The sequence below is a fragment of the Sphingobacterium sp. GQ94 genome (assembly GCF_059758715.1).
On record NZ_JCAXEC010000009.1, the window covers coordinates 51,374 to 65,407 of the forward strand.

Genomic DNA, 14,034 nt, shown 5'->3' on the forward strand with positions numbered 1-14,034 from the left:
ATGGATGCAGAATTGGCCCTGCTTTCTCAAGAAATGCACGGTGAAATTTATTGGGACCAAAAGATGCGTCTGTTATATGCAACAGATGCATCTGCATATCGGGAGTTGCCCTTGGCAGTATCTTATCCTCGGGATGATCATGATTTAAAATTGTTGATTCATTTTGCCTTGAAATATAAGACCTCCTTGATTCCTCGTGCAGCAGGAACGTCCTTAGCAGGCCAAGTCGTTGGCTCTGGAATTGTAGTTGATATATCTAAATATTTCACCAAAATATTAGAATTAAATATCCAAGAAAATTGGGTCAAAGTTCAACCAGGAGTGATTCGGGATGAATTGAACCTATTTTTAAAACCTTATAATCTATACTTTGGTCCAGAAACATCGACGGCTAATCGGGCGATGATTGGCGGGATGGTTGGTAACAATTCTTGCGGATCAAACTCTTTAATTTATGGGAGCGTACGGGATCATGCTTTGGAAATGGAAGTTATTCTGAGCGACGGTTCCCAGGTTAAATTTGAACCTTTGGATTTTGAAACCTTTTCTAAAAAATGTGATCAACGAGATCTGGAAGGTCAATTGTATAAGCAGATTCGAAGTATATTAGGGAATTACTCAAATCAACAAAAAATCCGAAAGGAATTTCCTGCAAGTTCTATAAAAAGAAGAAACACTGGCTATGCACTAGATATTTTACTTGAAACAGATCCGTTTACGGCGGGAGGGGAAGCTTTTAATTTTTGTAAACTCTTGTGCGGATCAGAAGGCACACTGGCGCTTATCAGATCAATTAAACTTCATTTGAACACACTATCCAAATTACCTACTGGATTGCTGTGTGTTCATTTTGCCAGTCTTGAGGATGCATTACAGGCAAACTTAATTGCCTTAAAACACAACCCATTGGTAAGTGAATTAATGGATCATTATATCCTGGAATGTACCAAATCTAATCTAGGGCAATCCAAAAATCGCTTTTTCCTTCAAGGAAACCCACAGGCAATATTAATTCTGGAATTAGAGGGAATTGATGAGCAAGAAATTTTGCAAAAGGCCAAAAGTATTGAGCAGGATATGAGAACCAGTGGTTTGGGATATCATTTTCCAATGGTTTTGGGTAAGGATAAGAAAAAAGTATGGGATTTGCGTAAGGCAGGCTTAGGTTTACTTAATAATATACCAGGGGACAAGAAACCTGTCTCAGTTATCGAAGATACTGCTGTACGTGTAGAGGACTTACCGGCATATATTGAAGAATTCAATGTTATACTAAAGAAATATAATCTGTATGCAGTACATTATGCGCATGCAGCAACAGGAGAACTTCATCTGCGCCCTATCATAAATTTGAAAACTCAGCAGGGTAATCAACTGTTTAGAGAGATTGCATATGAGATTGCTCTTTTGGTAAAGAAATACAAGGGTTCGCTAAGTGGAGAACATGGTGATGGAAGACTACGAGCTGAATTCATCCCATTGATGATTGGTGATCATAATTACGATTTGCTTAAGCAAATAAAGAATAATTGGGATCCCCATGATATTTTTAATCCTGGAAAAATTGTGAATGCTCCTAGAATGGATCATTCTTTGCGTTATAAGCCATCGGATCAACCAAAAACCATAAATACTGTGTTCCGTTTTGCGAGTCAAACAATTTTACAGCATACTGAACAATGTAATGGATCAGGCGATTGTCGAAAAACGCATCTATCAGGTGGGACAATGTGTCCCTCGTACATGGCCACAAAAAATGAAAAGGATACAACACGGGCTAGAGCCAATATCCTAAGGGAAATGTTAACCAATTCTCCAAAGGAAAACCCATTTGATCATATTGAGATTAAACAGGTGATGGATCTCTGTTTGAGTTGTAAGGCATGTAAATCTGAATGCCCTTCTAGTGTGGATATGGCTAAACTTAAGGCAGAATTTTTACAAGCTTACTATGATAGCCATGGCGTTCCTATTCGCTCGCGTATGGTTGCTCATGTGGATGGACTGACCAAACTCATTCAGCCTTTTGCTGGGGTATATAATGCTTTAATCAGTAACAAAATTACCAGTTCCTGGATAAATGGGCTAATGGGATTTTCAAAGTATCGCTCTGTACCCAAAATTTCATCGATAAGTTTACGCTCTTGGTTTATCAATAAAGTTAAACCGGTTATAGAGGGGAATAAAACAGCAAAATCGGTTTATTTTTTTTGTGATGAATTCACCAACTTTAATGATGTTGAAATTGGTAAACAAGCTATTTTGTTACTTGAAGCTTTAGGGTATAGAGTATTAATGGTTTCTCATGAATCTTCTGGCAGAGCGCTGATTTCAAAGGGATTATTAAGAGAGGCAAAAATATTGGCCAATAAAAATGTTAAAATTTTTGCAAACTGTTTGGATAATCAAACAAAATTAGTGGCTGTTGAACCCTCGACGATTTTAACCTTTAGGGATGAATATCCTGATTTAGTGGACCGCGAATTGATTGAAGAATCTAACCGGATTGCTCCTTTAGCCTTATGCATTGAAGAGTTTATTTATGAAGAATACTTAGCCGGAAATATTTCCTCAAGTCAATTTGAAGATAAGAAAGTTGACATTCTTTTGCATGGGCATTGCCAACAAAAAGCATGGGGAATCCAACCAACGGTTGCGAAAGTTTTGGCAATTCCAAGACAATACCACATTCAGACTATACCATCGGGTTGTTGCGGAATGGCCGGGTCGTTTGGTTATGAAAAGGATCATTATGCACTTTCAATGCAGATTGGAGAATTGGTTCTTTTTCCTACGGTAAGGGCAAAGGCACACAATACAATAATTGCTGCACCAGGTTCTAGTTGTAGGCATCAAATAATGGATGGTTGCGCGCAAAAAGCAAAACACCCCATAGAGATTTTATACCAAGCCTTAGTATAAGTTTTTCCATTTTTTGAACACTTAATTAAGCTCAAAGTTGACTAAAAAAGTAGCTTCTCATATTTAATACTCTATCGATAAGGAACTAATTATGGTGTTTACCGCTTTAATTCAACTAATTATCTTGTGAAAATTTAATTTCAGACTAAATAAATGGAGCAAAAGTACTCCGGCAAGAGCACTAGGAATTGATTAAATTCCCGAACAACATTGTTTAACTATTTAGGTATTTCTTACGATAAGCTAACGGACTCATCTTGGTTATTTGTTTAAAATATTTGTGGAAACTTGCGAAGTTATTAAAACCACTTTCATAACATAATTCTTTAACATTCATCTTATTTTCAATCAATAATTTGCAAGCATGCCCGATTCTTATCTCTATTAAAAATTTGCTGTAGGTTTTGCCAGTTTTGGATTTAAAGAAACGACAGAATGAGTTAATACTTATATCTGCGAAATCAGAAACATCGTTTAAAGAAATTTTTTGTCTGAAGTTAGTCAATGTAAAGTTGTACACTTTATTGATGCGATCTTTTTCTTTGTCTTCTAAATTAAGATTATATTCTATGTTGGAAAGGAATGAGTATTCATCTGTTGTTGAGAGAAAAAATAGAATTTCATACAACAGAAGCAAACGCTGGGGACCATCGCAATTGATTATTTTTTCTAATTGTTTGGCAATGTGAGTTTTGGCTTTTCCTTCTAACTGAATGCCTAGCTTAGCCCTTTTTAATAAACTTTTAATTTCCCGATTTTCTGGGAGGTTAAGAAAGGTTTCTCCCCAGAAACATTCGTTGAAGTGAGCAACACGTACATCTGCCATGGAATTTCCATTATCAAAATAAGATTCGTCAAATCGCCAGTAATGAGGAAGGTTAGCCCCTAATAACAAAACATCTCCATTTTTGAAACGTGATATATCATCTCCGATAAACTGAGTGCCAGATCCAGTTCCAAAATGGATTAATTCTAACTCTGTGTGATAATGCCAATGATTGTTTTTATAAGGAACAAGGTCTCTTCGCACACTAAATGAGTGAGACAAGTTTGGTTCTACTTTTAGGAATTGCGGTTTCATTTTTTAATTAGTCTATTAAGTTACAGTAAATTCTTCGAATTTTCTATATTTTCTGCCAACATAACTTAATGAAATGCCAATATAATTGATATATGATTTTTCAGAATCAGTAATTTTGAGAAATGCATGATGTGAAGTCGGGTCGTGATCCTATAAGCATCTCCTAAATGTAAACCTAAATACAATTTTCAAAATTATGATTTCAACGAAAAGATATGTTAATAAATAAATAGATAAGTATGCCAGTTGCTAGCTGTAGGTCCTTTAACAAGAAAGGTGTCCTTAATAGGAGTCTTTAGTTACCTTGATTAAGACTTTTATTCTATGCTAATAACTGTAAATGAGACTTTTAAGTAAATAATTTTATCGTTTAATAATACAATTGGAAACATTTTAATTTCAGCTTAAATGCGTAAAAAACAAAGAAACAATAGCAATCAATTGAAATACCAGCCTTTAGGCGATAGCTGGTTCTTCCAGTTCTTTTTGATTTCAATATTCATATGGGGCTCCAGTGTGAAAGCCTCTACTACAGTGGCAACTACTGTTGGTCATGAGGTTTTAGGATCCGAAAGATCTTTAATAACCAATCCTTTAATTAGAATGGATGATATCGTAATTAGTGGGGTTGTTAAGAATTCTAAAGGAGACATATTACCTGGTGTGAGTGTTGTTGTTAAGGGAACTCAAGTTGCAACGGTGACAGATGAGAAAGGCTATTTCAGTCTGAAATCGACTAGTGATAATGTAACACTCGTCTTTTCTATGATCGGTTATGCCAATATGGAAAAATTGGTTAACGAAAATGCAAATTTGGAGATTGTGCTCCAAGATTTAACAAGTGATTTGGAAGAAGTTGTGGTCGTTGGATATGGTTCTCAGAAAAAAGAGAATTTGACAGGAGCGGTATCAACAGTAAGCGCTAAAAGGCTTGCTGATCGACCAATCGCAAATCTTGGCCAAGGATTACAAGGTTTGGTTCCCAATTTAAACATTTCATCTGCAAATGGTAAACCTGGTACCGGCTCTTCTTTTAATATTAGGGGTACCGGTTCAATTAATGGTGGTACTGCGACTCCACTCGTTTTAATTGATGGCGTACAGCGGGATCCAAATTCAATTGATCCATCTGATGTTGAAAGCGTAACTGTTTTAAAGGATGCTGCTGCGGCAGCAATTTACGGAGGCAGGGCTGCTTACGGAGTAATTTTGATTCAGACCAAAAGGCCTAAAAATCAAAAGCCTCAAATAAGCTATTCAGGAGAGTTTACTACGTCCAGACCGACAAGAATGGCAGAATACATCAACTCTGTTGATTATGTAAATATGCATCGCGAGGCAAACCGAAATGGCCAGAGAGATGGAGGGACTACTGCATCCGAAATTTTTACGGAGGAAGATTCTATTCGCACCGTTGCCTATTTTAATGACCCTGTAAATAATTTACCCGTATACGTTGATCCGGGGAATCCAGCAAAATACCGCTATGTAGGTAATACTGATTGGATAAAAGAACAGTATCCTAGCTGGGCTCCTATGCAAAGACATAATATTTCCTTACAAGGTGGTCAGGGTTCGACTTCTTTAATTGCATCACTTGGTTACTTGGGGCAAGATGGGTTATTTAAAGAAGCGGATCAAAAATACCAACGGTTAAATCCAAGTTTAAAGGTAAACTCCGATGTGACTGATTGGCTTACCTTAACTGGTAATTTTGCCATGACTCACATTAGTGATAAAGAAGCTGCAGGTGTAGTTACGGGCGGAACGTCTTCTGGATGGATATCAGGTGATTTGAGACCCATAATGCCGATAAGGCATCCAGATGGAAATTTCTCTGGGCAAGGAAGTTTTACTAATCCTTTTGCAGTTGCAGCACAGAATGGCCAAAGAAAAAGATATTCCAATGATATTTGGTTAACGGGGGGGATAAATTTGAAACCGATCGACCATGTCACCGTCACAGCTGATTATACCTGGAACACATATACCAATTTTAATCAAAGTCATCAAATACCGTTCAAAGAATATGGGGTCGATGGGATTTTGTTAGGAACGTTTCCTTGGACAAGCCCTTCCTCTGTGTCAGAAACAACAGATAATAATAATTATCTTGCATTTAATGCTTTTGCAACGTATGAAAATACGTTTGCTGAGAAACATTATTTTAAGGCAATGCTTGGGGTAAATCAGGAGAGTAGCCATTATAAGAGAATTGGAGTTTTTGCTAATAACCTAGTTGATCCTACTTTACCGGCAATCAATCTTAACAATGATCCCCGACCTAGCGTTACGGGAGCAGAAAATGAATGGGCGCTCTTTGGTACAGTGTTCCGATTGAACTATATTTTTAATAACAAATATCTACTTGAAGTTAATGGCCGTTATGACGGTTCATCTCGTTTTGCTCCAGATACAAGATATGTGTTCACCCCGTCTATTTCAGCCGGATGGAGAATTTCTGAAGAGGGATTTATGGAGGGTACAAGAGATATAATTTCTGACTTGAAATTAAGAGGGTCCTATGGCGAATTACCAAACCAAGGTTTTAATCAAAATCTTCTGTATACAACCTCTAATTTTTATCCGTATCTACCTACTATGCCGATTAATAATAGCATAGGTTATGTTTTTGGAAATCAAACCGGAGTAGGTGTAGGAGCTCCAGGATTGGTAAGTAATAATTTTACCTGGGAAAAATCAGCATCAACTAACTTTGGTCTAGATTTTAGTTTTCTTAATAGTAGATTGTCTGGTAGTTTTGATGTGTATGAGAGACGTACAACAGATATGCTAGTGGGAGGTGTTCCTCTTCCTGCTGTTTTGGGTACTTCATCTCCAAATCAGAATGCTGGAACCTTGGTTACAAAAGGTTGGGAGCTTAGCCTGGGTTGGAACGATCGGCTAGAAAATGATTTATCTTATGATATCCTTTTGTCTCTGGCTGATAATTATTCGAAACTTACTCAATACCCATTGAATACGAGTAAGTTATTTACTAATAATAATTGGTATGAAGGCAAATTAGATGGTGAAATATGGGGTTTTGAAACTATTGGTTTTTTCACCAGTCAGCAGGAAGTGGATTCTGCCCCTAAACAGGATCAGCTTTGGGGAGGATCTTGGAGACCCGGAGATGTACAATATGCGGATTTAGATGGAAATGGAGAAATCGATTTCGGAAACAATACGGTTGCTAGTCCTGGCGATAGGAAAATTATAGGAAATTCTACCCCTCGTTATACGTTTGGACTGAATTTAGGATTAAATTATAAAGGATTTGATTTTACTACATTTTTACAAGGAGTAGGTAAACGGGATGCGTGGATTGGTAATAGTGCTTTTTGGGGATTTACTAGTGAATGGAATGTACCTTTTGTGTACGCAACTGATTATTGGACTCCAGAAAATACCAACGCTTATTTCCCTCGTTTGAGATTTGGAAACGGGGGGAACGCTCAAGTTCAATCAGGTTATTTACAAAATGCTGCTTATTTAAGAGTCAAACAGCTCACCCTTGGGTATTCCCTTCCCAAAGCGTTAATCGAAAGAGCTAAGCTAAACCGAGCTAGGGTATACGTTTCTGCTCAAAATCTATTTACAATTACAAACTTATTTGATGCCTTTGATCCAGAGGTGCTTAACTTTCAAGATGCCCCACAAATGAAATCGGTGGCTTTTGGATTACAATTGGGATTTTAACAAAATTTGTTCACTTATTAGTAAACATGAAATGAGAACTTTTAATATAATTTTAGGCATTTTTTTTCTTTCAGTACTTTTTGGAGGATGTAAGAAGAGTGATTTCTTGGATAAATTACCATTGTCTGCTATAGCAGAACCTACTTTTTTTAAGAATGAAAATGATTTGCAATTATATGCAAATCAATTTTACACTTCATTACCTGCCCAGAACTTTATACAGGATAATCAATCTGACGACAAGGTGCCAAACAGTCGTAATACTTTTTTATCTGGTCAGTATGTTGTGCCAACTACAGATGACAGCTATAATTGGGTGAATATTCGTAATGTAAACTATTTTTTACAGCGATACAAAAATGCAGATGCTTCTCAGGAGATTAAAGATCAATATGCTGGAGAGGTCCGTTTGTTTAGGGCATTATTTTATTGGGGACTTTCAAAACGATATGGTGATGTTCCGTGGTATAGTAAGGATCTGACAGCCGAGAGTGAAGAATTGTATGCACCAAGAACGAATCGACTTACTGTGATGGATTCTGTATTAGCAGATTTAAATTTTGCTGTTGAACACATACCCTCAGATAATAATACAAGTGTAGGTAGGTTACATAAGTATGCTGCGGCAGCATTGAAAGCCAGGATATGCTTGTGGGAGGGAACCAGAAGAAAATACTTTGGACAGCAGGATAGTGAGAAGTATTTACGTGAAGCTTTAAATGCTGCAGAGTTAATTATGAAATCTGGAAAATATGCACTTTATTCTACAGGTGATCCAGAAAGTGATTATTATAATCTGTTTATTCAACAAGAGCTAAACGCTAATCCTGAAGCGATTCTTCCAAGACGCTATTTGCAAAGTATTTTAATGAATGGGATAAGCAGAACTTTGGGAGAATCTGGAACAGGTTACAGTAAAGATTTCGTCGATGCTTATCTTTGTACCGATGGAAAACCAATAAGTATTAGCAACTTGTATAAAGGAGATGATACTCCAGAGAGTGAATTCGCTAATCGTGACCCTCGGTCGTATCAGACTATAGCAACTAAAGGGTTTGTATTACTTGAAAATAGTGATGGGACAAAAGATATCATTGATTTACCCAGAATCGGGACTAATACTGCTAATACTGGTTATCAATTGATAAAAGGCAGAAGCTCAGATCCTGCGATGTGGCAAGCGAATCAATCTACTCTTGATTTTTTTATTTTTCGTTATGCGGAAACATTACTTATATATGCAGAAGCAAAAGCTGAACTAGGAGAAGTTACTCAAAGTGATATTGATAAAAGTATTAATTTATTAAGAGATAGAGTGGGAATGCCCCATTTAGAAATTTCTACCTTGGTAAAAGATCCCGATTCAGATTTCCCTGATTTGCCTGTGCTCATTGATGAGATAAGAAGAGAGAGAAGGGTAGAATTGGCAGATGAGGGTTTCCGATTTGATGATTTATTGCGATGGAAAGCAGGTAAAAGAATTGATGATCCAGCGACCATTTTAGGGATGAAGTTAACACCGGCTCTGAAGGCTCAATACCCTGCTTCTCAGGTTAATGGAATTGTTATAAATGATGATTCTTATATCCAGATTTATCCTAATATTGAGTACCGGACTTGGGACGATAAGATGTACTTATACCCAATTCCATTAGAAGAGATTAGTTTGAACCCTAGTTTAGGACAAAACCCCGGTTGGGAATAATTATGATTAAGTATTTATTTGTTGTTTATTTCTTTTTGTTGAGTTTCCTTGTCAAAGCTCAACAAAAAGAAATATTGCCCTCAGCTGCTCAAGTAGAATGGGCAGAAGCTGAAATTGGAGCATTGTTCCATTTTGATGTTGTAAACTATGTGCCTGATTATAACTGGAGAAATTGGGGATCTCATCCACCAGCCTCAGTATTTAATCCAAGCATGCTGGACACAGATCAATGGATTAGATCTGCAAAATCGGCAGGTGCTAAATATGCTATACTGGTAGCTAAACATGGATCAGGTTTTAGCTTATGGCCAACCAAGGCACATGACTATAACATTAGCGCCTCACCTTGGAAGGAAGGAAAAGGAGACCTAGTTCAAGAATTTATAAAATCATGTAAAAAATATGGACTTAAACCAGGAATATATGCAAGTGCTTCAGCAAATGGATATCTGCATGTAGATAATCCAGGGAAAGTACAAAAGGGAAGTCCTATAACGCAAGAGCAGTATAATCAAATTGTTGAAACACAACTTAAAGAATTGTGGTCTAACTATGGTAAATTATTCGAGATATGGTTTGATGGAGGGGTTCTGCCTGTGAAGGATGGAGGTCCTAACCTTGCGCCTTTATTAAAGAAACTACAGCCAGATGCAATTGTTTTTCAGGGTCCAAGTGATGCAGAGAATTTGATTAGATGGATTGGAAATGAAGAAGGGAGAGCCCCTTATCCAAATTGGAGTAAAGCTGACTTTACAACTTCAGCAACAGGAACGATTGAAATAGAAGGCCTGAGCGGAAATCCCGATGGTGAAATTTGGTGCCCTGGGGAGGCTGATTTTCCGTTAAGAAATGGTTGGCAAGGAGGCTGGTTCTGGAAAGAAAAAGGACAAGAACTGCTTTCTGTTGAACAATTATTAGAATCTTATTACACAAGTGTGGGTAGAAACTCTAACATGTTGTTAGGAATCGTAGTGGATACCAGTGGTTTAGTTCCAAAGGAAGATGTAGCTAGATTAGAAGAATTTGGTAAAGTTTTACATAATAGAACAAGTAATCCTTTAATGTCCGTCGAATCTAAAAAGGATAGTTTAATCCTTTTAGATCTACGAACAGAAAGAGATGTCAATCAAATCATAATCAGTGAGGATATAAGGCAGGGTGAAAAAGTGCGAAATTACGTTATTGAAGCTATGATAGCCGGTACATGGGTTTCTATTTGTTCCGGAAAATCGATCGGACATAAACGAATTCAAACTTTTAATAAGGTAAACACCTCAAAAATCAGATTGAAAATTATTGAAAGTAAAGGATCGCCTACTATTAAAAGTTTTTCTGCATATAATAATTAGGAGAAGAGATTTAAGAAAAAAGTGTATTAATCAGGATATCTATTTTAGAAAAATATTAAATGGTAAATAAGATTTGGACTACTGTCCTTAGGAAAAAAGGTACAGCTATATTTTTATTCGTGTTCTTTAGCTCATTCCATAGCTATGCGCAGAATATTTTACCTCCGGTACCATATGGTGTGATCCCAAATAAAAATCAGATAGAATGGCAAAAAATGGAATACTATATGTTTATCCATTTTGGACCAAACACATTTACAGATAAGGAATGGGGAGATGGAAAGGAAGATCCGAAGGTATTTAACCCTACGAACTTGGATGCAAGACAGTGGGCTAGGACTGCCAAGGAGGCTGGAATGAAAGCTATCATTATTACTGCGAAACACCATGATGGTTTTTGTTTATGGCCAAGTAAATACAGTACACATACTGTGCGAGAAAGTCCATGGAAAGATGGGAAAGGAGACGTATTAGAAGAACTTTCAGAAGCGTGTAAAGAGTATGGTTTGAAGTTCGGAGTGTACCTATCACCTTGGGATCAAAACCATCCAGATTATGGTACCCCTGAATACAATCAGGTTTTTGCAAACACATTAGAAGAAGTATTATCTAATTACGGTGAAGTGTATGAGCAATGGTTTGATGGAGCCAATGGTGAGGGACCTAATGGAAAACGACAAGAATATGATTGGTCTTTATTTAGAAGTGTGGTTTATAAGCATCAACCAAATACAGTTATATTTAGCGATATTGGTCCGGGGGCACGTTGGATCGGGAATGAATCGGGTATTGCGGGGCAAACCAATTGGAGCACGTTGAATACAACAGGTTTTGGGATGGGCAAAGATGCCCCAAGTCAGACGGTACTTAATACCGGCGATGAGAATGGAGAAAGCTGGATTCCAGGCGAAGCTGATGTTTCTATCCGACCTGGATGGTTTTATAGCCCGAAAACAGACGATAAAGTTAAGAGTTTAGGACATCTTTTAAAGATTTATTATGCTTCGATAGGTCGCAATGCCAATTTATTATTGAATGTCCCGGTTAATCGTAATGGATTGATTCATCCCACAGACTCAACAAGATTAATGGAATTTAAAAAGGTCATAGACGCTACATTTAAAACGGATCTTGCAAAAGGTAAAGAAGTACTTGCTTCCAATACACGAGGAAATGTTAAAAAGTATGGTTCTCATAACCTAACTGATAGTGATTACGATAGCTATTGGACTGTTGATGATGGAATTAAGAATGCTACTCTGACACTAGATTTTATCGAACAGATCGAGGTAAATCGATTGGTTCTGCAAGAGTACATCCCGTTAGGACAACGCATCAAGGCCTTCACTGTAGAGTATTGGGACGGCAAAGAATTTGTTTCCCTCGAAAAGCAAACAACGATTGGCTATAAGAGAATTTTGATTTTTCCAACAATTTGGACAAGCAAGATGAGAATTAATATAGAAGCAAATGCCGCACCAATTCTTTCCAGTATTCAGGCTTACAAGGCTTCTGAAGTCATTGAAACTCCTGTAGTGTCCAGAACTAAAGGCGGAAGTATTTCTATCAAAACCGATAGCCCGGATCCAATTATCACATATACTTTAGATGGAACGGATCCAACGTTTAACTCTAAGAAATTCAATGAACTATTTGACTTTAGAAAGGGCGGACTTGTAAAGGCTAGAGCATTTATAAATAATGGTGCGGAATCTAGTGATGTGGTTGCAACTGAATTTGATGTTTCGGTTGCTAAGTGGACGGTAGTAGAAAATCACCAAGCAGTGGGTGACTATAAAGCTGAAAATGCATTTGATGGTAATTCGAACACTTCTTTTGTTGTTAAAGGGGCCGTGAATTTCCCTCAAATTTTAATTGATATGGGTGAGGAATTAGAAATTAACAGCTTTACCTATACTCCTGTTGTTGATGGTGATCTCAGTAGAAACATTTATAAGTATAATTTCTATGTAAGCAAGGACGGTTCTAACTGGAATAAAGTTGTTGATAACGGAGTTTTTGGGAATATAAAGAACAACCCGGTTAAACAGATTGTTGAGTTAAATAAAAAGCAGAAGGCTCGTTTTATTAAGCTAGAATCGCTTTCCCAAGCAGATGGAAAAATAGATGGTTTATCCATTGCCGAAATTGGAGTAAGAGTGGATTAGCTATTGAAGAAATGGGTACCAGCTTAATTGTATAACACTCTTAGGGGGCGAGAATATGCTTGAAATCAAACAAAACATATTGGCTTTTTTGACTATATAGATTACGAAATATTGAAATAGTTGGAATCAATTAGAGGGTAAGGTAATACCCAGCAAAAAATAAAAACCAAGGCTGGGAAGCCTTGGTTTTTGACTTTCTTTTATTTTTTGGTAGCTTCTAACGCTTTAGTATTCAGTTTTATATACTCGCTATTGTCCAATGATTTAGCCATCGCTATACCTTCTAATGCTGCCTTTTCTGCTCCCGGTTTATCACCGGCCTTTGTTAATATTAAAGACTTCCAGTATTTTATGTGTGGGGCTTTTTTATTACCCTTGTCTGCCTGTACAACCCATTCAACTGCTTTTTTAATATCTAAATCGTGATTGTAATAATATTGAGCAGCTTGGAAGAAGGGTTGATTTTCCCCTTTCATTGCTTCATCGATTGCCGCTAGAATTTCTTCTTGCTGATCCACTTCAATTAAGAAGGTAACTTTAGTTTTCTCCCAAGCTAAGGAAGTAAGCATAGATTGGTCATTTACTTGATCAAAGCTGATTGTAAAAGATTCCACGTTTTGACTTAACTGCTCAGGTTTAACTTTAACACGCAGGACATCATCAGCCTTTTCGTAAGTGTATGCACCCCATTGTTTTGCATTTTTATTGAAAATAATGGTCCATTCATTTTTTCCAGGCAATGTGAACAATGCGTAAGTTCCAGCTGCCAAGGTCTGGCCCTCAATCTTTACTTCATTCTGAAAGGTGATATTAGTTGCATTGTTAGCTCCTGTGCGCCATATTTGATCGTAAGGAACGAGCCCTCCGAAAATGGTTCTTCCCTTCATACTTGGTCTTTGATAGATAATACTTACCTGAGAAATACCTAAGTCCTGTAAGATAAATTGTGTACTACTAACAGGGGGGAATATTTTTTCTTGTCCTTGTGCTGATTGATTGCTAAAGAACAAAGCTGAAGCTACAAAGAATGTTAATGCAATTTTTTTCATGATCATTTCACTTGAATTTTTCGAATATACCAAACAGCATTCAAAAAACAAATGCAGT

7 protein-coding genes are annotated in these 14,034 nt (G+C 37.1%); 5 read left to right on the top strand and 2 right to left on the bottom strand.

All coding sequences use genetic code 11. The annotated features are described in order from the left end of the window. On the top strand, positions 1–2,922 hold the full coding sequence (locus AC6CHH_RS09875) for an FAD-binding and (Fe-S)-binding domain-containing protein (RefSeq protein ID WP_498282315.1): 2,922 nt from the start codon (positions 1–3) through the stop codon (positions 2,920–2,922). A gap of 214 nt (positions 2,923–3,136) precedes the next feature. Here the strand turns inward: AC6CHH_RS09875 and AC6CHH_RS09880 are convergent, their stop codons facing one another. Next, positions 3,137–4,003 carry an AraC family transcriptional regulator gene (locus AC6CHH_RS09880; RefSeq protein ID WP_498282317.1) on the bottom strand — a complete coding sequence of 289 codons (867 nt, stop codon included), beginning with the start codon at positions 4,001–4,003 and terminating at the stop codon, positions 3,137–3,139. A gap of 408 nt (positions 4,004–4,411) precedes the next feature. Here AC6CHH_RS09880 and AC6CHH_RS09885 point away from each other — a divergent pair, with 408 nt between their 5' ends. Genes AC6CHH_RS09885 through AC6CHH_RS09900 form a run of 4 tightly spaced genes read left to right on the top strand, consistent with a single transcriptional unit; the run spans position 4,412 to position 12,927 of the window. Further along, complete coding sequence (locus AC6CHH_RS09885; protein WP_498282319.1) at positions 4,412–7,705, top strand: SusC/RagA family TonB-linked outer membrane protein; 3,294 nt, start codon at positions 4,412–4,414, stop codon at positions 7,703–7,705. Positions 7,706–7,736: 31 nt separating this feature from the next. Beyond that, positions 7,737–9,410, top strand: coding sequence for a RagB/SusD family nutrient uptake outer membrane protein (locus AC6CHH_RS09890; protein ID WP_498282321.1), 1,674 nt, complete (start codon positions 7,737–7,739; stop codon positions 9,408–9,410). A gap of 2 nt (positions 9,411–9,412) precedes the next feature. After that, positions 9,413–10,759, top strand: coding sequence for an alpha-L-fucosidase (locus AC6CHH_RS09895; RefSeq protein ID WP_498282323.1), 1,347 nt, complete (start codon positions 9,413–9,415; stop codon positions 10,757–10,759). Between the two features lie 59 nt (positions 10,760–10,818). After that, positions 10,819–12,927 (top strand): alpha-L-fucosidase, encoded by a 2,109-nt coding sequence (locus AC6CHH_RS09900; protein ID WP_498282325.1) that lies wholly within the window; start codon positions 10,819–10,821, stop codon positions 12,925–12,927. Between the two features lie 200 nt (positions 12,928–13,127). On the opposite strand, the gene AC6CHH_RS09905 is transcribed toward AC6CHH_RS09900, so the two are convergent. After that, complete coding sequence (locus tag AC6CHH_RS09905; protein WP_498282327.1) at positions 13,128–13,976, bottom strand: DUF2911 domain-containing protein; 849 nt, start codon at positions 13,974–13,976, stop codon at positions 13,128–13,130. Between the last annotated feature and the right edge of the window lie 58 nt (positions 13,977–14,034).

What these genes read in the sequence shown, in the direction of transcription:
- AC6CHH_RS09890 (WP_498282321.1), top strand. Translation starts at nt 7,737, where the DNA reads ATGAGAACTTTTAATATAATTTTAGGCATTTTTTTTCTTTCAGTACTT.
- AC6CHH_RS09905 (WP_498282327.1), bottom strand. Translation starts at nt 13,976, where the DNA reads ATGAAAAAAATTGCATTAACATTCTTTGTAGCTTCAGCTTTGTTCTTT.
- AC6CHH_RS09875 (WP_498282315.1), top strand. Translation starts at nt 1, where the DNA reads ATGGATGCAGAATTGGCCCTGCTTTCTCAAGAAATGCACGGTGAAATT.
- AC6CHH_RS09885 (WP_498282319.1), top strand. Translation starts at nt 4,412, where the DNA reads ATGCGTAAAAAACAAAGAAACAATAGCAATCAATTGAAATACCAGCCT.
- AC6CHH_RS09895 (WP_498282323.1), top strand. Translation starts at nt 9,413, where the DNA reads ATGATTAAGTATTTATTTGTTGTTTATTTCTTTTTGTTGAGTTTCCTT.
- AC6CHH_RS09900 (WP_498282325.1), top strand. Translation starts at nt 10,819, where the DNA reads ATGGTAAATAAGATTTGGACTACTGTCCTTAGGAAAAAAGGTACAGCT.
- AC6CHH_RS09880 (WP_498282317.1), bottom strand. Translation starts at nt 4,003, where the DNA reads ATGAAACCGCAATTCCTAAAAGTAGAACCAAACTTGTCTCACTCATTT.